13 protein-coding genes are annotated in these 20,299 nt (G+C 70.1%); 9 read left to right on the top strand and 4 right to left on the bottom strand.

Annotated features, from left to right (window positions below):
- The first annotated feature begins 305 nt into the window (after positions 1–305).
- The 7 genes from ACZ6Z4_RS34075 to rodA all read left to right on the top strand — a co-directional run bounded on the left by ACZ6Z4_RS34075 (position 306) and on the right by rodA (position 15,847).
- Positions 306–3,884 (top strand): LamG domain-containing protein, encoded by a 3,579-nt coding sequence (locus tag ACZ6Z4_RS34075; protein ID WP_465574447.1) that lies wholly within the window; start codon positions 306–308, stop codon positions 3,882–3,884.
- Positions 3,885–3,897: 13 nt separating this feature from the next.
- Entirely contained in the window at positions 3,898–9,975 is a 6,078-nt protein-coding gene (locus ACZ6Z4_RS34070; protein WP_465574444.1) for an RHS repeat-associated core domain-containing protein, read from the top strand.
- Positions 9,976–10,114: 139 nt separating this feature from the next.
- Entirely contained in the window at positions 10,115–11,143 is a 1,029-nt protein-coding gene (mreB, locus tag ACZ6Z4_RS34065; protein ID WP_273481446.1) for a rod shape-determining protein, read from the top strand.
- Positions 11,144–11,154: 11 nt separating this feature from the next.
- On the top strand, positions 11,155–12,075 hold the full coding sequence (gene mreC, locus ACZ6Z4_RS34060; protein WP_363676122.1) for a rod shape-determining protein MreC: 921 nt from the start codon (positions 11,155–11,157) through the stop codon (positions 12,073–12,075).
- A 1-nt stretch (position 12,076) separates the two neighbouring features.
- Complete coding sequence (gene mreD / locus ACZ6Z4_RS34055) at positions 12,077–12,610, top strand: rod shape-determining protein MreD (protein WP_465574441.1); 534 nt, start codon at positions 12,077–12,079, stop codon at positions 12,608–12,610.
- Complete coding sequence (gene mrdA, locus ACZ6Z4_RS34050; RefSeq protein WP_465574438.1) at positions 12,607–14,661, top strand: penicillin-binding protein 2; 2,055 nt, start codon at positions 12,607–12,609, stop codon at positions 14,659–14,661. The genes mreD and mrdA overlap by 4 nt, the downstream gene beginning before the upstream one ends.
- Before the next feature lie 19 nt (positions 14,662–14,680).
- Positions 14,681–15,847 (top strand): rod shape-determining protein RodA, encoded by a 1,167-nt coding sequence (rodA, locus tag ACZ6Z4_RS34045; RefSeq protein WP_465574435.1) that lies wholly within the window; start codon positions 14,681–14,683, stop codon positions 15,845–15,847.
- Between the two features lie 374 nt (positions 15,848–16,221).
- On the opposite strand, the gene ACZ6Z4_RS34040 is transcribed toward rodA, so the two are convergent.
- The 3 genes from ACZ6Z4_RS34040 to ACZ6Z4_RS34030 all read right to left on the bottom strand — a co-directional run bounded on the left by ACZ6Z4_RS34040 (position 16,222) and on the right by ACZ6Z4_RS34030 (position 17,920).
- Positions 16,222–17,016, bottom strand: a complete 795-nt coding sequence (locus ACZ6Z4_RS34040) for a hypothetical protein (protein WP_465574432.1) — start codon at positions 17,014–17,016, stop codon at positions 16,222–16,224.
- Positions 17,017–17,091: 75 nt separating this feature from the next.
- Positions 17,092–17,382 (bottom strand): hypothetical protein, encoded by a 291-nt coding sequence (locus tag ACZ6Z4_RS34035; protein WP_465574429.1) that lies wholly within the window; start codon positions 17,380–17,382, stop codon positions 17,092–17,094.
- A gap of 79 nt (positions 17,383–17,461) precedes the next feature.
- The gene (locus ACZ6Z4_RS34030) at positions 17,462–17,920 is read right to left on the bottom strand and encodes an Lrp/AsnC family transcriptional regulator (protein WP_363676112.1); all 459 of its coding nucleotides are present in this window, start codon (positions 17,918–17,920) and stop codon (positions 17,462–17,464) included.
- A gap of 110 nt (positions 17,921–18,030) precedes the next feature.
- Here ACZ6Z4_RS34030 and ACZ6Z4_RS34025 point away from each other — a divergent pair, with 110 nt between their 5' ends.
- Entirely contained in the window at positions 18,031–18,441 is a 411-nt protein-coding gene (locus tag ACZ6Z4_RS34025) for a DUF2000 domain-containing protein (RefSeq protein ID WP_465574425.1), read from the top strand.
- Between the two features lie 75 nt (positions 18,442–18,516).
- Here the strand turns inward: ACZ6Z4_RS34025 and ACZ6Z4_RS34020 are convergent, their stop codons facing one another.
- Positions 18,517–19,482, bottom strand: a complete 966-nt coding sequence (locus ACZ6Z4_RS34020; protein WP_465574422.1) for an asparaginase — start codon at positions 19,480–19,482, stop codon at positions 18,517–18,519.
- 36 nt (positions 19,483–19,518) lie between these two features.
- On the opposite strand from ACZ6Z4_RS34020, the gene pcaD reads away from it, so the two are divergent.
- Positions 19,519–20,277 (top strand): 3-oxoadipate enol-lactonase, encoded by a 759-nt coding sequence (gene pcaD / locus ACZ6Z4_RS34015; protein ID WP_465574419.1) that lies wholly within the window; start codon positions 19,519–19,521, stop codon positions 20,275–20,277.
- Positions 20,278–20,299 lie beyond the last annotated feature (22 nt).

Here is a 20,299-nt window from a genome sequence, read left to right as displayed (position 1 = left end):
AGGTGGGCGAGGGGTGGGGCGGGGGTGTGGGTGGGGGAGGGGGAGGAGGGAGGAGTGCGTCGCTTTTTTCCGGGGTGGGGGGGGGGGGGGGTTGTTGGGGCGTTTGTTCCCTCTGGTTTCCCCCCCCCCCACCACTCGGAACGGCGGACCGGCGGGGTGTGCGTCGTTTCGGACCGTCCGCCCACGCCGTCGGTCAGGCCTCGCCGTTCTGACAGAGTTTTGAAAGCGCTGTCCCCCACCCTGAGCCCGGCGGGCCGAACGCCCCGCCGGGGACTGGGGAGGAAACAGTGGGGTTGCACACCGTCATGCCCGGACGGAAGTGGGGGACCGGCCGCCGCAGGCCGGCCGCCGCGTCCGTCGTACTCGCGGCACTGCTCGTGCTGCCGGTGACGACAGCGGCTGGTACGCCGCAACCGCCGACGCTGAGCCGTGCCGCGCCGGACACCGCCACGGAGGCACAGGCACTCGCGCACGCACGTCAGAGCGGTCAACCGGTCGAGGTGACCAGTCAGCGGACGAGCACCAAGAAGGTCCTCGCCAACCCGAACGGGACGCTGACGGCCAGCCTCACGGCCGCCGGTCAGCCGACCGCGCCGGCCTTGTCCGGCTGGGCGATGATCTTCTCCGGCTACCCGGGGGACAAGTACTGGGGTGGCGACGGCGACGGCGTCGCCAAGGTCGGCCAGTGCTACAACGACGGCTGGTGCAACGGCATCGGCATCGCCCGGTCGTTCTTCCAGTACGACACCGGCTGGCTGAACGGCAAGCACATCCTCGGTGGCACTTTCCGCGTGCTGAACGTCTACTCGCCGAGCTGCACCCAGATGCCGGTCGCCGCGTGGGGAACCGGGGCGATCAGCAGCCAGACCACCTGGAACAACCAGCCGGCGCAGCACATCGACATGAAGACCCGCAACGTCGCGGGGGGCCGGACCGGGTGCCCGTCCGCGCAGTACGCCGAGTACGACGCGGGGCCGCTGGCCACCTGGTCGACCAGGCCGTCGACGGGCCTGCGGACGACCACCGTCCGGCTCACCGCAGGGAACGAGTCGGACCAGTTGAACTGGCGCAAGTTCGCGACCAACCCGGTGCTGAGCATCACCTACAACACGGTGCCCGGGGTTCCGTCGGCGCTGACGGTGGAGAACGACAGGCCGTGCGGTACCGGCGCGAACGAGGTCCGCATCAACCCGCAGCTGTCGTCCCCCGGGCAGAGCCGCGGGCCCCGGCTGTGGGCGACGGCCGCGGACCTCGACGGGGGCAGTGTTCGCGCGAGGTACACGCTCTACGAGCGAAACCGCAGCACCCGGCTGTACACGGTCACGACGGACGGTCTGAACTCCCCGGGCCGGTTCAGCATCGACGTACCGAGTCAGTACAACGTCAACGGCCGCGCGCTGTCCTGGCAGGTCGAGGGGTACGACGGTATCGACTACTCCGGGCCGTCGGCGTGGTGCGACGTCACCATCGACACGGAGGCTCCCAGGTACGCACCGCAGGTCACGTCACCGACCTACACCCGGTGCCCGAACGAGGTGACCTGCCCGGCCAGCGGTGCGGTCGGCTTCACCGGAGGCTTCGAGTTCGCGCCGGGCAGCGACACCTCCGGCCGTGACACCGACGTCGCGGGCTTCATCTACACCCTGGAGGGCGCGGACACCGGTGGCGAGCCCGGCCAGCCGCAGCAGGAGCGGTACGTCGCGATCGGCGCGGAGGGCGTGGCCCGGACGCTGATCACTCCGGCCGAGGACGGTCCGCAGACGCTGACCGTTCGTGCGGTCGACAAGGCGAAGAATCCCTCGTCGTCGCTGACGAGCTACCGGTTCACCGTCGGCCGGGGCACGCCGCCGGTCGCGCACTGGAAGCTGGACGGCCACGGCTCCGACACGGCCGTTCCCGACGAGAGTCCGGCGCGGCTGGACGGCACGCTGCCCAGCAGCGGCGCGGTCGGCTGGCGGGGTGGCCGGCTCGGCGACGCCCTGTGGTTCAACGGCAGCTCCACGGCCGTCGTCGCGAGCTCGCGCAGGTCCGCGGTCGACACCGGGAAATCCTTCTCGGTGTCGGCCTGGGTGAAGCTCGACCAGACCGACTCGACGTTCCGGACCGCCGTCAGCCAGAGCGGGTCGACCATCAGCGGGTTCTTCCTGCAGTACAACGGCAACACCAAGCGGTGGAACTTCGTCCTGCCCGCGACCAACGCCGACGCCGCGACCCGCAACGTCGCGCAGTCGACCGCGCCCGCGAGCCCGGGCCGCTGGACCCACCTCGTCGGCGTCTTCGACGACGCGGCCAAGCAGCTCCGGCTGTACGTCGACGGTGTCCGGGTGGGGACGGCAGCCCACTCCACTCCGTGGCAGGCCACCGGACTGGCCCAGCTCGGCGCCGCGCAGGTCCAGAAGGCGCTGACGAACCAGTGGCTGGGTTCGATCGACGACGCCCGGATCTACCAGCGGGCGCTGTCCGAGCCCGAGATCGACGACCTGGCCGGCCGGCCGACGGTCGAGGAGCTGTTCTGGCCGTTCGAGGAGAGCGACGCCGCTACGCTCGTGGATGCCTCCGGCAACTACCGGCTCGGTACCCTCGGGGCCGGCGTCACCCGCGGCACCGGAGATGTCGGGGCCGCAGGCCTGCGGTTCGACGGCAGCGGCGGTACGGCGAGCACCGCCGGCCCGGTGGTCCGGACGGACTCCAGCTTCACGGTCAGTGCCCGGGTGCGGATCGACGCCGCCGACGGGACGACACGAACGATCCTGAGCCAGGACGGTCAGCAGTCCAGCGGGCTGCAGCTGCGCTACCGCGGGGACAACCACAGGTGGTCGTTCTCGGTGCAGACCGCCGCCGGAACGACTGTGGTGGTGGATTCCGACCAGCTGGCTCAGCCGAACGTGTGGACTCAGCTGACCGCCGTCTACGACCAGGCGATGGGACACATCCGGCTGCACGTGGACGGGCTCCAGGAAGGCGGCTTCGTTCCGGCTACGGTCACGACGTCCGCCGACGGCGCCTTCCGGGTGGGAGCCGGACAGCAGGCCGGTCAGCCGGCGACACCGTTCCTCGGCGAGGTCGACGACGTGCACGTCTGGACGGGAACCAAGACCGAGGACCAGGTGCTCGCCGAGTCCGGCGAGCGGGTGAACACGCGGCCGAACCGCTACGGGCAGCAGCTGTCCCACTTCACCACCAGCAGCGGCCTCCGGATCGTCACCACCGGGCCGGTGCCACCAGGGGCACACTTCGAGGGCTCCCTCGGCGTTCCGGCTCCCGCCGGTACGCCGGGCACGCGGACGATCTACTCCTGCCTCAACAACACCCGCGACTTCTTCCTCGACCCGACCTGCGGAAACCACACGAAGCTCGGGCCGGTCGGACAGTTCTGGATCGACAAGCCGGCCGATGTCGAGACCGTCCGGGTCTACCGCTGCTACATCCTGAACGTCGCGCACTTCGCCTCGACCGACGCCAACTGCGAGGGCAAGGGCGCGATGGAGTTCCCCCTCGGGTACACCAAGGCGTACGCCGGGCTCAGCCGCCACATCGCCAGCGGCGCACCGTACGACCACCAGTCGACGACGGGCGCACCGGCCGGGAGCCCGAAACCCGAGGGCGTCCTCGGCTACCTGTCGATCCCACAGCTGCCGGGGACCACGGCCCTGATGCAGTGCCGCACCGGCGACGACTCCTTCAGCTCGACCGATCCCGACTGCGAGGGCGAGACGGTGGTCGGATCGTCGGGCCATCTCTGGGCCGAGCCGCCCAGCGGTGTGGTCAGCCGCCAGTTGTTCCGGTGCCGAGCGAGCTGGAACGAGCTCTTCGACTCCACCGATCCCAAGTGTGAGGACCAGGCGGTCGACCGTCCGCTCGGCTACCTCGTGCAGAAGCCCTGAGATGAGGCCAGGAATGACGTTGCGAACTCAGTGGCGCCGCCGCGCGGTGCCGGCGATCGCCGGGCTGCTGGCGGTCGGGTTGGTGCTGCCTGCCCAGGCGACCCCGTCAGCCCCGGGCCCGGCCGGGTCCGGTCCCCTGCGGCCGGATCCTCAACGGACTCCCTCCGTCCCCGGTACGCCGTTCGCGCCGGCCCCCGAGCCGGCGCGGGTACAGCCGGACCAGCCGGCCCCGCGCACCGACTGGCCGTCGGCGGGAAGCGCCGAACTCGCGGTCCCACGCGCCGGGGCGGTCCCGGCGCGGGCGGGAGCCCTGCCGCTGCGGATCGGCGCACCGCGTGGAGCCGGTACCGGCGCTCCCGACCGGGTCCGGGTGCGAGTCGCCCCCGGAAAGCCCGGCGAGTTGCGGTTCACGCTCCAGCGGGCCGGCGACCCGGTACCGTCCGGCGCGGCCGGGACGGTGCGCGTGACCATCGACTACGGCGCCTTCAAGGAACGCTTCGGCGGCGACTGGGCCTCCCGGCTCACCGTCGTACCGGAACAGCCCGGCCAGCGTGTCGTTGCTGTCAGCAACGACACCGACGCGGCGTCGGTCTCGGCCGACGTCGGCGTCGACTCCGCCGCCCGGACCTTCGCGGTGACGGCGGCGCCCAGCGGATCCACGGGCGACTACAAGGCGACCTCCCTTGCGCCGTCCGGCGAGTGGCAGGTCGCGAACTCGAGCGGCGGCTTCACCTGGAGCCACCCGTTCCGGACGCCGCCGGTTCCCGGCGGGCTCGCGCCGGAGGTCGCCGCGACGTACTCGTCGCAGTCCGTCGACGGCCGGACGGTCGCGACCAACAACCAGTCGTCGTGGGTCGGTGAGGGCTGGGACCTGTCCGCGGGGTTCATCGAGCGCGCGTACAAGGCCTGCGCCGTCGACCTCGGCGGCAACAACGGCCAGACGAAGACCGGTGACCTGTGCTGGGAGACCTCGAACGCCACGCTCTCCTTCGGTGCGCAGTCGGGTGAGCTGGTCTGGGAGAACGGCACCTGGCACCCGAAGAACGACGACGGCACCAAGATCGAGCAGCTCACCGGCGCGGTCAACGGCGACGACAACGGCGAGTACTGGCGGGTGACGACCACGGACGGAACGCAGTACTACTTCGGCCTCGCCCGGCTCCCCGGGTGGACGGACGGCAAGCAGACCTCGCGGTCCGCGTGGACCGTCCCGGTGTTCGGCAACGACGCTGGTGAGCCCTGCCACCAGGCCACTTTCGCGGCGTCGGCCTGCCAGCAGGCGTACCGCTGGAACCTCGACCACGTCGTCGATCCGCACGGCAACACGATGAGCTACTTCTACGACGTCGAGTCCAACGCCTACGGGCAGAACCTCGGTACCACGAAGGCGACGTACGTCCGGGGCGGTGTGCTGCAGCGGATCGACTACGGCACCACCAAGGCCACGGCGTACGGCGACGCGCCGGCCCAGGTGGTCTTCACCAGCCAGGACCGGTGCGTGCCCGGCCAGGCCTGCGGCACCCACACCACCGGAGCCGCGTGGCCGGACGTTCCCTGGGACCTGGAATGCACCGCCGCGACCTGTCCGGACCAGGTCTCGCCGACGTTCTGGTCCACCAAGCGGCTCGGCAGCGTGACGACCCGGATCTCCAAGGGCGGCGGCAGCTACGAGGACGTCGAGCGGTGGAACCTGGCCCACAGCTACGTGAAACCGGGGGACGGAACCGCGGCCGGGCTTTGGCTGGACAGCATCGGCCACAGCGGAGTGGTCACCGGCACCGGCGTCACCGGCGGCGCGATCGACCTGCCGGCCGTCAAGTTCACCCCGAAGTTGCTGGCCAACCGGGTCGACACCCCGACCGACGACATGCCGGCGCTCTACAAACCGCGGATCAACAGCATCACCACCGAGTCGGGCGGTGAGACCACCATCGCCTACGCCGCCCCGGACTGTGCGCCCGGCGCGCTGCCGACGTCGGCCGACGGCAACCAGAAGCGCTGCTTCCCGGTGAAGTGGACGCTGCCTCCGGAGCAGGAGCCGCGCGACAACTGGTTCCACAAGTACGTCGTGTCCACGGTCACCGAGCACGACCTCGTCACGGACGCCAAGGACGTCCTGACCGCCTACGTCTACGAGGGGCCGGCGGCCTGGGCCTACAACGACAACCCGCTCGTGGAGGCGAAGTACCGCACCTGGTCGAGCTGGCGCGGCTACGAGAAGGTGGTGGTGGTCAAGGGCAGCAGCACCCAGGACCCCGAGGCCCGGCGCTCCGCGACCCGGTACCAGTACTTCCGTGGGATGCACGGCGACAAGCTGGCCTCGGGCGGCACCAGGACCGCGAGCATCGTCGACTCCACCGGCACGTCGCTCGACGACCTGGAACAGTACGCGGGCTTCCTGCGGGAGCAGATCACCTACAACGGCGTCGGGTACGGCGAGGTCGGCGCGGAGATCCACGACCCCTGGTCCCGGCTGACCGCCACGAACGGCTCTGACCGCGCCTACCAGGTCGAGGACGTCAAGGTCCGGACCCGGACGCCGCTGGCCGCCGGAGGCGTCCGCCGTACCGAGGTCTCCAGCACCTATGACCAGTACGGCAACGCGACGCGGGTCGAGGATCTGGGCGACGTCTCCACCGCCGCCGACGACCGCTGCACGACGACGACGTATGTGCCCAACACCGCTGCTCTGCTGGTCGACCTGCCGAGCGCACAGCGGACCGTCGGCGTCGCGTGCGGGGCCACGCCGTCGCTACCCGCTGACGCGATCTCGGACAGCCGCACGTCGTACGACGGGGCTGCCTTCGGTGCTGCGCCGCTGCGTGGTGACGTGACCAGGACCGAGGAGGCCAAGTCCTACGCCGCCGGAGTGGCCGGCTACGTCACGACCGGTACGACGAAGTACGACGCCCTCGGCCGGGCGACCGAGGAGCGCGACGCGATCGGCCGGCTGTCGACGACCGCGTACACCGAGACGTTCGGCCTCACCACCCGGACCACGCGGACGAACCCCGCCGGGCACGTCAGCACGGAGACGCTCAAGCCGGCCTGGGGCCTGCCGCTCGAGCAGCAGGACGCCCAGCCGCGGACCACCACCGTGCGCTACGACGCTCTCGGGCGGCTCGCGAAGGTGTGGAAGCCGGGCCGGGACGTGGCGCTGCAGACTCCGGACCTGCAGTTCGAGTACGGCGTACGGCAGAGCGGTGGGCCCAACTGGGTCAAGACCACCATGGTCAAGGCCAACGACACCCAGGTGGCGTCGTACAACCTGCTGGACGGCTTCCTCCGGACCCGGCAGACGCAGACGCCGAGCCCGGTGGGCGGCCGGATCCTGTCCGACGTCGAGTACAACAGCCGCGGGCTGGCCTGGGTCAAGCGGCCCGGGTACTACAACAGCGACGCGGGGCCTGGCACGACACTGTTCAAGCCCGACCCCACGTTGGTCCCCACCGCGACCGTGCTGACCTACGACGGCGCGGAGCGGCAGCTGACGGAGACGTACGCGAAGAACAACGTCGCCCAGTGGTCCACCTCCACGACGTACGGCGGTGACCGGGTCACCGTCCTGCCCCCGAACGGCGGGACGTTGTCCACGACGGTCACGGACGCCCGGGACCAGGTGACGGAGCGGATCCAGTACGAGGGGCGGACGACGACCACGCCGGCCACCACGACGACCTACGGGTACACCAAAGGTGGTGACCTGGCCCGGATCACCGACGCGGCCGGCAACAACTGGCGGTACGAGTACGACGTGCTCGGCCGGAAGATCCGTGCCGACGACCCGGACAAGGGCATCAGCGAGATGACGTACGACGACGCCGGGCAGCTGCTGACCACCAAGGACGCCCGCGGGCGGACGCTGGCGTCGGCGTACGACGAGCTCGGCCGCCGGACCGCGTCACGGATCGGCGGCACGGTGGTTGCCGAGTGGACCTACGACACCCTGTCCATGGGGGCGCTCACCTCGTCGACCCGGCGCGTCGGGACCGACGCGTACGTGCGCGCGGTGACCGGGTACGACGCGGCGGGCCGACCGACCGGGGAGAAGGTCACCGTCCCGTCCGGTCCGCTGGCCGGCAGCTACGAGACGACGATGACCTACGCCGCCGACGGCAGCCCGCGGTCGACGCGGTTGCCGAAGCTGGGCGACGTACCGGCGGAGAGCATCTCGTACCAGTACGACGCCTACGGCATGGCGGACCGGACCACGGGTCTGCTGCCCTACGTGACCGACACCGAGTACACCGGTCTCGGGCAGGTGACCCAGTTGGAGCTCGGGGCGGAGGCCCGCAGGTACTGGCGGACCCTGATGTACGAGGAGGGCACTGGCCGGTTGAGCGAGGTGAAGACCGACAAGTGGCTCAACGGGACGGTGATGCTCGACAAGCTCGGCTACAGCTACGACCAGATGGGCAACGTGCTGAAGACGACGGACGTCATCCCCGGGAGCCCCACCGACACCCAGTGCGTCCGGTACGACCACCTCCGGCGCGTGAAGGCCGCGTGGACGGCGACGGACGACTGCGCGGCCGGCCCGTCCGCGGCCACGGTCGGGGGTCCGGCGCCGTACTGGCAGGAGTTCGGGTACGACGTCCTCGGGAACCGGACCCAACGCGTCGACAAGGGCGTCGGCGGCGCGGCCGACCTGTCGACGACGTACGCCTACCCGGTGTCGGGGAACGACGCCGACCGGCCGCACGCGGTCAGCTCGACGACCGCCGGCGCCAAGACGGCCACCTTCGGCTACGACGCGGCCGGGAACACCGTCACCCGGCCGGGGCCGTCCGGGGCGCCGCAGACTCTCACGTGGGACGACGAGGGCTTGCTCGCCTCAGTCGGTGACACGCAGTACGTCTACGACGCCGACGGCAACCAGCTGATCCGGCGCGACGCCGGCTCGTCCACGTTGTTCGTCGCGAGTGGGGAACTCACCGTCAGCGCCGCGACGGGCGTCGCCAAGGGCACCCGGTACTACGACGGCATCGGCACCCGCACGGGTGCGGGCTTCACCTGGACCGTCGCGGACCGCAACGGCACGGCACAGTTCGCCGTGACCGACACCGGCCAGGTGGCCACGCCGCGCCGCTTCGACCTGTTCGGCCAGCCACGCGGCGCCACACCCGCCTGGACCGGAGGCTCCCGGGCCTTCGTCGGCGGCACCCCCAACGCCGACACCGGCCTCACCAGGCTCGGCGCCCGCGAGTACGACCCGGCCCTCGGCCGTTTCCTGTCCGTCGACCCGGTCATAGACCCCGACGACCCGCAGCAGCTCAACGCCTACGCCTACGCCAACAACAGCCCGACCACCTTCACCGACCCGGACGGCCTGAAGTACTTCGAGGGGGACGGGGGCAAGTCGGTCGACGCCGGGGTCTACGGGCCGAAGGGCAAGAAGCGGACCACGACCCGCCACTACGGCGACTACTGCACCAAGAGCAAGTTCGGCGTCTACAGCACGATCTTCGGCAACTGCGGGTACACGAAGGCCAAGAAGTACAAGCCGCCGCGACCCAAGGCCAAGCCGAAGCCGGTCTCGGTCGCCGACCGCCGGGCGAAGATCAAGGACAAGGATCTGTGGGACGACCCGTCCGACATCTGGTACTACGACAAGGACGGGCGCCGCTACGCCCTGGAGAACGCCTGCAACGCCGACCAGTACGGCGCCACGCTGATGGACTGCAACGACCGCCAGATCGCGGTGGCCCATCGCCTGATCCTGGCCTCGCAGGGCGCGCACTCCCCGAACCTGATCCCCTGGATCTGGAACCACCTCGGCACCATCACCGGTGTCGTGGGCGTGGGAGCGGTCTTCATTCCGCCGCTGTGGCCGATCGCGACCATCCTGGGCATGACCTCGATGGTCAAGGACGGCATCGGCTGCGGAAGCAGCGGTTCAGGACAGACGATGTCCTGCGTGCAGCTGGTGACCGGCGGCCTGACGCTTGGACTCGGCAAGGTCCTCGCCCTGCCCGCGGCGTACGGGCTGAACTACGTCGACCGCATCAGGCTGGCCAAGCCCTGGAGCTACGCGATGCTGGGCCTCGGTCTGATCGTCAACAGCCCGGAGTGGACCGGGGGCCAGCGATGACCGGATAGCCGCTCGACCCGCTCAGTGAGGGGACCGATACGATCTGTTCCGGACGGACGGAGTCGTGTCGGTCCCTGGGAGGCGACTGGTCCGCGCTTAGCCTGAGAACCCGGGACCCGAGCGGCGGGAGGGGGCCTGCATGGCGAACAGCATGCTCGGCCGAGACATGGCGGTCGACCTCGGTACGGCGAACACCCTGGTCTACGTCCGGGGCCGCGGCGTCGTGCTGAACGAGCCGTCCGTGGTCGCCACCCGCACCGACGAACCGCGCGAGGCGGTCGCGTTCGGGCACGAGGCGAAGAAGATGATCGGCCGGACACCGGGCAACATCACCGCCATCCGCCCGCTCAAGGACGGCGTGATCGCCGACTTCGACGCCGCCGAGCAGATGCTGCGCTACTTCATCCAGCGGGTGCACCGGCGCCGGTACTTCGCGAAGCCGCGGATCGTGGTCTGCGTGCCGTCGGGGATCACCGCGGTCGAGCAGCGCGCCGTCCGCGACGCCGGGTACATGGCCGGCGCCCGCAAGGTCTACATCATCGAGGAGCCGATGGCCGCCGCGCTCGGCTCGAACCTCGAGGTCCGCGACGCCACCGGCAACATGGTCGTCGACATCGGCGGCGGCACCACCGAGGTCGCGGTGATCTCGTTCGGCGGCATCGTCACCTCGCAGTCCATCCGGGTCGCCGGGGACGCCATCGACAAGGCGGTCGTGAACTACTGCAAGAAGGAGTACTCGCTGATGCTCGGCGAGGCCACCTCCGAGCAGATCAAGATGACCATCGGCTCGGCCTTCCCGACCGCCGACGGACCGGACTCGGAGATCCGCGGCCGGGACATGGTCTCCGGCCTGCCGCGCACCGTGAAGGTCTCCTCGGCCAGCATCCGGCAGGCGATCGAGGAGCCGATCACCGCGATCGTCGACGCGGTCAAGGCGACCCTGGACAAGACCCCGCCCGAGCTGGCCGGCGACATCGTCGACCGCGGCATCGTGCTGACCGGCGGCGGTGCGCTGCTCAAGGGCATGGACGAGCGGCTGCGGCACGAGACCGGCATCCCGATCCACGTCGCGGAGAACCCGCTGGACGCCGTCGTGCTCGGCGCCGGCAAGTGCGTGGACAACATCGAGACCCTGAACCGCATCCTCGTCACCGACAACCGCCGCTGAACCCTGGACCCATGCTCAAAGACCTCGGCACCCCCGCGAGAGGCCTGGTCCGCGCCGCCGGGCTGCCTCGCGAGATCCGCCGGCGCCGGACCGTGCTGGTCCTGGTGATCCTGGCCTCGCTGACCCTGATCGTGCTCGACGCGCGCCGCTCGGCCGGTTCCCCGGTCGACCCGCTGCGGCACGCCGCCGCGGCCGTCTTCGGTCCGCTGGAGTCCGGCGCGACGTCGGCCCGGCAGCCTGTGGACGAACTCCGCGACCGGTTCGCCGAAGTGGATACCTTGAAGAGCGAGAACGAAAAACTTCAAGCGGAGAACGAGAAACTCACCGAGGAACTGCGCACCACCGAGTACGCACGCAACCGGGCCGCCGAGCTGGACCGGCTGCTGAAGGTCGCACCGAAGTACACGGTGACCCCGGCCCGGGTGATCGGGATCGGCAGTGCGCAGAGCTTCAACCACACAGTCACCATCGATGCCGGAACGGCGGACGGAGTACGACCGGACATGACAGTACTGAACGGGGACGGGCTGGTGGGCCGCGTCGTGCGGGCGACCGACGCGACCGCCACGGTGCTGCTCATCGGCGACCGGAACTCGACCGTCGGCGGCCGGCTGAACTCGACGCTCGCGCTCGGCTTCCTGTCCGGCCGCGGCGAGACGTCGGGCACGATGGACTACAAGCTGGTCGACCTGCGGGCCCGGCCCAAGGTCGGCGACCGGATCGTCACCTGGGGCTCGAAGGGCAACGCGCCGTACGTGCCGGGGGTCCCGATCGGCACGGTCACCTCCGTCACGCCGAACCAGGGCACCCTCGGGTCGACCGCGACGGTGAAGCCGTTCGTCGACCCGACCCGGATCGACACCGTCGGCGTGGTCACCGGCCCGCCGGCCCGGCCGCCGCGCGGCGTCGTCACGCCCGAGCAGGGGCGCTGACATGATCCCGCTCCGGATCGCGCTCGCCGCCCTGTTCCTGATGGTCGCCGTCACCGTCCAGACCTCGCTGCTGCCGCACATCGCGGTGGCCGGCGTCGTGTGCGACCTGGTGATGATCGTCGTGGTCGGCCTCGCCCTGGCCCGCGGGCCCGAGTGGGGTGCGATCTGCGGTTTCGCCGGCGGCCTGATGCTCGACATCGTCCCGCCCGCCGACCACACGGCCGGTCGCTGGGCGCTCGCGCTGGCCGTCAGCGGGTACGTCGCCGGCCTGATCCGCCGCGAGACCTCGGCCGGGCCGGTCGGCCCGGTGGGCGTCGCGGGGACGGTCGTGCTCGGCGCCGCGCTGTCGCTGCTGCTGTACTGCGCGACCGGCTCGCTGCTGCACGACCCGGCTGTCGACTGGAACGAGTTCGGCGTCCGCCTCGGCATCGCCGCCGGGTACGACGTGGTCGGCGCGATCGTGGTGATCCCGATCGTGCTCTGGGTGATGCGGCGCGTGCTGCCCGCGCGTGAACGGCGCCGGGTCCTGCCATGAGTTTCGACAGCTTCAACCCCGCGCCGCTGAAGGCCCGGATGCGCCTGTTCGTGATCGGCGTCCTGGTCTTCTCCTTGTTCTGCACGCTGTTCGGCCGCCTGTGGTACCTGCAGGTCATGGTCGGCGACAGCTACGCGAACGCCGCCGACAACAACCGCACCCGCGACGTGCTCACCCCGGCGCCGCGGGGCACGATCGTCGACGCCGCCGGCCGGACGCTGGTCGGCAACCGGGTGTCCCTGGTGATCTCGGTCGACCGGTCGGTGCTGGCCAAGCTGCCCGACCAGCAGCAGGAGAACGTGCTCGGCCGGCTCGCGAAGGTGCTCGGCCAGAAGCCCGCCGACCTGACCGCGCGGACCAAGCTCTGCGGCGAGCCGGGCGCGTCCAAGCCGCCGGCCTGCTGGAACGGTTCGCCGTACCAGCCGATCCCGGTCGCCAAGGACGTCAGCGAGCAGGTCGCGATCGAGGTGATGGAGCGCCGCGAGGACTTCCCGGGAGTGGCCGCCGAGTCGGCCGCGCTGCGCGCGTACCCGGCGCCGTACGGGGTGAACGCGGCGCACATCCTCGGGTACCTGTCGCCGATCACCACCGAGGAGCTCGACAAGATCGACGCCGCCGGGCAGGACCCGGTGCCGCACCGCTCCGACCTGGTCGGCCGGGCCGGCGTCGAGCGCACGTACGACGCGATGCTGCGCGGCGCGCCCGGGCTGAAGACGGTCAGCGTCGACGCCGTCGGGTACACGACCGGGACGGTGAAGCAGACCGCGCCGGTGCCCGGCTCGACGCTGGTGACCAGTATCGACGCGCGGGTCCAGGCGTCGGTCGAGAAGGAGCTGCGCGGCGCGATCATGACCGCGCGCAAGCAGTACGACAAGATCACCAAACGCAACTACGTCGCCGACTCGGGCGCGGCCGTGGTGATGGACACCAAGACCGGGCACATCGTCGGGATGGCCAGCTACCCGTCGTACGACCCGGGGGTCTGGGTCGGCGGGATCTCGCAGCGCGAGCTCGACGCGCTGTACTCGCCGCAGTCGGGGACGCCGCTGCTGTCGCGGGCGTTGCAGGGTCAGCTGGCGCCGGGATCGACGTTCAAGCCGATCACGACCGCGGCCGCGCTGGGTGCGGGGTACAGCCAGAAGACGCGGCTGGACTGCTCGTCGTTCTTCGAGGTCGGGAACCGCAGGTTCAAGAACTACGAGTCCGCGTCGTACGGGATGATCGGGTTCGACCGTGCGCTCGCGCTGTCCTGCGACACGTTCTTCTACCGGATCGCCTACGCCCTGTGGCTCAAGGAGGGCGGCAACTCCGGCGACATCAACGCGGTCGACCCGCTGGTCGAGATGGCGAAGAAGTTCGGGCTCGGCAAGGCGACCGGGATCGACCTGCCCGGCGAGGCGTCCGGGCGGATCGCGGACCGCAAGTGGAAGAAGTCGTACTACGACGCGCAGAAGGACTACTACTGCAAGCTGGCCGACGCGCCGCCCGCGGGCACGTCGTCGTTCCTGAAGCAGTTCTCCCGCGAGTTCTGCGCCGACGGGTACCGGTACCGCGCGGGTGACGCGGTGAACTTCGCGATCGGCCAGGGCGACACCACGCTGACCCCGATCCAGCTCGCGACCGTCTACTCGGCGCTGTCCAACGGCGGCATCCTCTGGGAGCCGCGGGTCGCGCAGAAGGTGATCGGCCCGAACGGCAAGGCCAAGCCGATCCCGAGCACGATCGCTGCCCGCCTGCCGGTCCCCGCCGCGAACCTGCGCTACATCGACAGGGCCCTGCGCGAGACCGTCCGCTCCGGTACGGCGGCCTGGAAGTTCAACGGCTTCCCCCTCGACAAGATCCCGGTCCGCGCCAAGACCGGAACCGCCGAGGTCTACGGCAAGCAGACGACGTCCTGGCTCGCGTCGTACACCGACCGGTACGCCGTGGTGATGATGATCAGCCAGGCCGGCACCGGCTCGGGCGCCTCCGGCGAGGCCGTCCGCCACATCTACGAAACTCTCTACAACATCAAGCCGCCCGCCCCACCGGCCACGAAGAAGACCCCATGAGCGCGCCGAAGGTGACCGCATGAGCCTCCTCACCATGCGCCCGGTCCGCTCCCGCACCGACCGCCGAGGCGCCCTCTGGCAAGCCGACTGGGTCCTGGTCCTCGGCGTACTGGCTCTGGCGTTCCTGGGCGCACTCCTCGTCTGGTCGGCCACCTACCAACGCACGTCCCTCACCGACGGCCACCCGAGGGCCTACCTCTTCCGCCACGCCCTCAACTTCGCCATCGGCGCAGTACTAGCAGTAGGCGCCGCAGTAACCGACCACCGCCGCCTGAGAATCCTCGCGCCCCTGCTCTACGTAGCGTCCCTCCTGGGCCTCATCCTCGTCCTGGTCCCAGGCGTAGGCGCCGTCATCAACGGCTCCCGCTCCTGGATCCAACTCCCCGGCATGTCGGTCCAACCCAGCGAGTTCGCCAAGCTGGCCGTCATCGTCGGCATGGCCCTGCTCATCGCCGAAAAAGGCGAAACCAACCACCGCGAAAACGCCCGCACCATCGACGTAGCCCAAGCCATCGCAGTCGCAGCAGTCCCAGTTCTCCTGGTCATGCTCCAACCAGACCTGGGCACAGTGATGGTCCTCGGCTCCATCGTCTTCGGCATCATCGCGGTCTCAGGCGTCCCCAAACGCTGGATGCTGGGCCTGGTCACAGCAGCGGTATTGATCGCGACCCTGGCCATCCAGTTCAACGTCCTGAAGGAATACCAACTAGCCCGCTTCACCGCCTTCGCCGACCCCTCCCAGGACCCCCAAGGCATCGGCTACAACGTCAACCAGGCCCGCATCGCCATCGGCAACGGCGGCGTCTTCGGCCAAGGCCTCTTCCACGGCTCCCAAACCCAGAACGCCTTCGTCCCCGAACAACACACCGACTTCGTCTTCACCGTCGCCGGCGAGGAGTTGGGCCTGATCGGCGCCGGCGCCATCATCGCCCTCTTCGCCCTCATCCTCTGGCGAGGCCTCAGAATCGCCGTCAACGCCAGAGACGCCTTCGACCGCCTGGTAGCCACCGGCATCGTCTGCTGGTTCGCCTTCCAGGCCTTCGAAAACATCGGCATGACCCTAGGCATCATGCCGGTAACAGGCCTACCACTCCCGTTCGTGTCGTACGGCGGTTCGTCAATGTTCGCAGGCCTGCTAGCCATAGGCCTGCTGCAAAACATTCACCTACGAACACACGAGATCTAACCCAAGCCACAACCGGTCAGCCAACAGCCAACCCCAGCCACGGCAGGCCCACCACCGAAGCCAAAGGTGTGTAGGGCTTTGGCCCACCCCAAGGTGACGCCTGCTGACTTCTCGCCCAAACAGCGCGCCTGTACCTGGTCAGCGGTGGGAGGTAGGCGAGAAGTTCACAGGTGGCACCTACCCGCACCCAACAGCAAACCCGCAGCCGGCGCCGCGAGGCTGGAACCACCCGCACCCGACCTACGTACGCCAACCCCCGCCGGTCAGCCGAAAAGCCACCCCAGCCCCCGCCGGTCACCCCACCAGCAACCTCAACCCCCGCCGGTCAGCCGAAAAGCAACCCCAGCCCCAGCCGTTCGTCGTACCGCGAACTCTCAGCGCCGCTTGAACCACCGCCGCCGCGGCTCCGGAACCGCGAGCTCGAACGACCCAGTCAAAAACACATTCGCACTGACGATCGCCCCCGGCAGCGGAGCCGCCACCCCCGCAGGAAAACACACCTCAACCTCAAACCCAGCAGTCACCACACGAGCAACCACAAAGTCCTGCCCGGTCAGCATCGTCGTCCGCCGCTCCGCGTACCGCACCCTGCCGTTCAGCAGACCCATCGGCTGCACCGCCGCCTCACCCCCGAACATCCCACTAGGTATGAACGACTCAGCAGCCATCCGAGGCGGCCACACCCACTCAGGCTCATAGTGCTCAGGCCGCGGCCCAGCATCCCCATCGGACAGCAGACTCGCATCCGAGCCCGCGAAAGCCTCAGCATCCGCAAAGATCCGCACCTCCGGAGCCAGCCCAACAACACAAGCAAGCCCAGCGTGCGTCCCCTCGCCCAGCAGCGCCAACTCCTCGACCTCGATCGCCAACCGAGTGACCGTCTCCCCACCCTCAACCACATCAGCAACCGCAGCCTCCCCACCCGCCCGCCGCAGCTCACCCAGCCGAACCACCCGCTCCCCACCGAACGAAGGCGTCACCTGCAAGATCCCGCGCTTCCTAACCGTCAGCACCAGCCGAGCCCCCGACGGGTCCTCCCACCGCCGCACCTCCAGCCCGTCCTCAGCACGCCCGACCACCGCAGCCTGCGACCCGATCCGATCGACGAGATCCGCGAACGCTTCCGGCGAATCCACCCCGAGCCCAAGGCAGTCCAAGTTCGAAGCCATGACCACGACCCTGCCAGCCACCACCCACGAACCTCCACGGCGCCACGATCAAACACCTGTTTTTTCCCGGAACTGTCACGTCCGGCCGCGCTGTCTTGTCTTCATCACGTACGCCGAACCCCCTTCCCGGCGTACGCCGGTACGCCGGTCCCCTCTGGCGTACCCCGGCCCGCCGGTCCCGGCGCCCACGGTCACGCCCCAGGCGGCACCCAGGCGCCGGGCCACCGACGACGTACCGCGAACCCGTCTCCTCGACGTACCGCGGTACGCCGCTCCTCCGGCGAGCCACCCGCCGCCGGTGCTCGGCGAGCTGACCCCGCCGGTGCGGCGGCCCCAGCTCGACCGGCGGCGGGCCCCCAAACCCAACCGCCCACCATCCGACGCTGCCCAGCGCCACGCGGATCACCGCCGCCCATCACACCGTGACGCGACCACCAGGCCCTGCTCACCGCTGCGGCAGCGGCATCACCGTGGTGCGCCGATGATGCTCGAACACCACCGAGCTCCGGATGTCCCCGATCTCCTGCCGTTTGGCCAGTTGCAGCACCAGGTCGCGCAGCGCCTGCGTGTCCTTCACCGCGACGTGCGCGAGGAAGTCCGACGCCCCCGACACCATGAACATCGCCAGCGTCTGCGGCAGGCTCTGCACGTAGTCCTGGAACGCGGTCGCGACGGCCATCGCCTGCGGGCGCAGCTTGATCGAGATGATCGCCTGCGTCGACCGGTCGATCGCCGCCAGGTCGACCGCGGCGTGGTACCCGCTGATCACCCCGCGCTCACGCAGCCCGCGGATCCGCTCCAGGCAGGTCGACGGCGCGATCCCGAGCTCGGCGGCCATGTCGCGGTTGGTGCGGCGTGCGTCGTTCTGCAGGATCCGCAGCAGCGCCGTATCAAGTTCGTCCATACCGACCAGTGTGCCGCCTGCGCCGAACATCGTTCGGTTTCCCAGCGAGTACGGCGTACGCCTGGCTAGCGTTGGCGCCGATCTGTTGGGTAGGTGAAAGGGACGGCGGCATGCTGGCGAACAAGATGGTGGTCGTGCTCGCGGCCGAAGCTCCGGTCGGGGTCGCGCTGAACACGGCGGCGCTGCTCGGCGTCGCGCTCGGCCACCATCACGACGGCGTCGTGGGCCCACCGGCGGGAGATGCCTCCGGGGCGGTGCACGAGGGGATGAGCGCTCACCCGATCCCGGTGCTGCGCGCATCGGGGGAGCAGCTCCGCGAGCTCCGCGCTCAGGCCGCCGCGCGCGAGGACATCACGGTCCATGACATGAACCAGGTCGCGCAGCGCTCGCGGACGTACGAGCAGTACACGGCGACGCTGAGCGGGACGAAGCCGGAGGACCTGGAGTACCTCGGCCTCGGGCTGTACGGCCCACGCGCGGCAGTCGACTCGCTGACGGGCGCCCTCGCGCTCTACCGCTAGCCAAGAGCCGGCTTTGAGCACCGCTCAGCCACCAAACGGGCGCGGCGACGGCTGAGCCGTGCTCAAAGTCGCGATTCAGATGGTCAGGTGGATCTCGCCGACCGGCTGACCGCCGCCGAGGACGGGGACGTGGCGCAGCTGCTCCGCGGCTGACACGTCGGCGCCGCACTTCTCCAGCAGGGTGAGCGCGAGGGCGGTGGTCGCGCGCGGGTTGCCGTCGATGACCTTCACGGCGACCGCGTGGCCGTCGGGGGTGGACATGCCGATGACGCCTTCGGCGCCGCCCTTGGCCAGTACGCCGGGCAGCAGCCGCATCGTGTCGGTGTTGAGGTGCCCGCGGCCGCCGACGTACTCGGGGTGTTCGCGCATCGCGGTGGCGACCTGGTGGTCGGGGGTGCCCGGGGCGGCGGTGGCCAGCAGGCTGAAGGCGCGGGCGAGGCCGGTCAGGGGCATGCCGAGCAGGGGAGCACCGCAGCCGTCGACGGTGACGATGCCGGTGGTTGCCTCGGTCAACCGTTCGATCTCGCGCTGGACGGCTTGCTGGACGGGGGAGGTGGGATCGAGGTAACCGGAGGTCGCGCTACCCAGCGCGACCGCACCGAGCAGCATCGCCGCATGCTTGCCCGAACAGTTCATCCGTACGGCGTCCGGCGCGACCCCCTCGGCGATCAGCCGGAAGCGAGTCTCCTCGTCCTCCGGCCGATCCACTGGGCAACCCAACGCAGACCGATCGAGCCCAGCGGCCGCCAGAATGCGATCGACCACCGCAACATGCCGGTCCTCGCCCGTGTGGCTCCCCGCAGCGATCGCCGTCGCCGGCCCGTCCAGCACAGCCCCGGCCACGAGCGTCCCGACCGCCTGCAGCGGCTTGGCGGTCGACCGCGGCAGGATCACCGCATCAACGTCGCCCGCGGCGAACAGCGTCGTACCAGCTGGTGACAGCGCGACCGCCATCCCGAAATGCCGACTCTCGACGAACCCGTTGCGAACGACAGTGGCGAGCTCGACGACACCGCTCAGACCTGGGACACCCTCAGACATGCCGCGAAAGCTAGCACCGCCCCTAAGGTGAACAGCATGCGGCTCAACCACCAGACGACCGGCCCCGACGACGCGCCCGTAGTGCTGCTGGCCTCGTCGCTGGGCACCGACCACGCGATGTGGGCGCCTCAGGCCGACACCCTCGCCAGGACCCACAAGGTGATCGCCTTCGACCACCGCGGCCACGGCGCCTCCGATGCGCCGCCCGGCCCGTACACGATCGACGACCTCGGCAACGACGTGCTAGAGCTGCTCGACGCCACGCAGACCGAGCAGGCGTCGTACGTCGGAATCTCGCTCGGCGGCGCGGTCGGCCTCTGGCTGGCCCAGAACGCCCCCGACCGCTTCCACCGCTTCGCACTCCTCTGCCCACCGGTCAACCCGGCGGCGAACGCCCAGACCTGGATCGACCGCGCCGCCCAGGTCCGCAAGGACGGCACTCAGGCGATCACCGAGGCGACCCTCGGTCGCTGGTTCCTGCCCGAGTACGCCGAGGCGCACGCCGACGAGGTCGAGACGATCCGCGGCCAGCTGCTCAACACCAGCGACGAGGGCTACGCCGCCTGCTGCGAGGCCCTCAGCACCCTCGACCTCGCCCCGAAACTGGCCGACATCACCGCGCCGACCCTGATCGTCACCGCCGAGCAGGACGCGTCCGTCCCGCCCGAGACCGTCATCCCGCTCGCGAGCACGATCCCCGGCGCCCACCTCGAGATCCTCGAGAACGCCGCCCACCTGGTCACCTACTCGCATCCGGAGAGGATCAACTCCCTCCTCCTCACACACCTGACCTGAGCGCTGCCTCCACGCCCGATAT

Source organism: Kribbella sp. NPDC104740 (assembly GCF_055583505.1).
This window is presented reverse-complemented; position numbering and strand designations above follow the sequence as displayed.

What these genes read in the sequence shown, in the direction of transcription:
- mreC (WP_363676122.1), top strand. Translation starts at nt 11,155, where the DNA reads ATGCTCAAAGACCTCGGCACCCCCGCGAGAGGCCTGGTCCGCGCCGCC.
- mrdA (WP_465574438.1), top strand. Translation starts at nt 12,607, where the DNA reads ATGAGTTTCGACAGCTTCAACCCCGCGCCGCTGAAGGCCCGGATGCGC.
- ACZ6Z4_RS34070 (WP_465574444.1), top strand. Translation starts at nt 3,898, where the DNA reads ATGACGTTGCGAACTCAGTGGCGCCGCCGCGCGGTGCCGGCGATCGCC.
- ACZ6Z4_RS34030 (WP_363676112.1), bottom strand. Translation starts at nt 17,920, where the DNA reads ATGGACGAACTTGATACGGCGCTGCTGCGGATCCTGCAGAACGACGCA.
- ACZ6Z4_RS34075 (WP_465574447.1), top strand. Translation starts at nt 306, where the DNA reads ATGCCCGGACGGAAGTGGGGGACCGGCCGCCGCAGGCCGGCCGCCGCG.
- ACZ6Z4_RS34040 (WP_465574432.1), bottom strand. Translation starts at nt 17,016, where the DNA reads ATGGCTTCGAACTTGGACTGCCTTGGGCTCGGGGTGGATTCGCCGGAA.
- ACZ6Z4_RS34020 (WP_465574422.1), bottom strand. Translation starts at nt 19,482, where the DNA reads ATGTCTGAGGGTGTCCCAGGTCTGAGCGGTGTCGTCGAGCTCGCCACT.
- mreB (WP_273481446.1), top strand. Translation starts at nt 10,115, where the DNA reads ATGGCGAACAGCATGCTCGGCCGAGACATGGCGGTCGACCTCGGTACG.
- rodA (WP_465574435.1), top strand. Translation starts at nt 14,681, where the DNA reads ATGAGCCTCCTCACCATGCGCCCGGTCCGCTCCCGCACCGACCGCCGA.
- mreD (WP_465574441.1), top strand. Translation starts at nt 12,077, where the DNA reads ATGATCCCGCTCCGGATCGCGCTCGCCGCCCTGTTCCTGATGGTCGCC.
- ACZ6Z4_RS34025 (WP_465574425.1), top strand. Translation starts at nt 18,031, where the DNA reads ATGCTGGCGAACAAGATGGTGGTCGTGCTCGCGGCCGAAGCTCCGGTC.
- pcaD (WP_465574419.1), top strand. Translation starts at nt 19,519, where the DNA reads ATGCGGCTCAACCACCAGACGACCGGCCCCGACGACGCGCCCGTAGTG.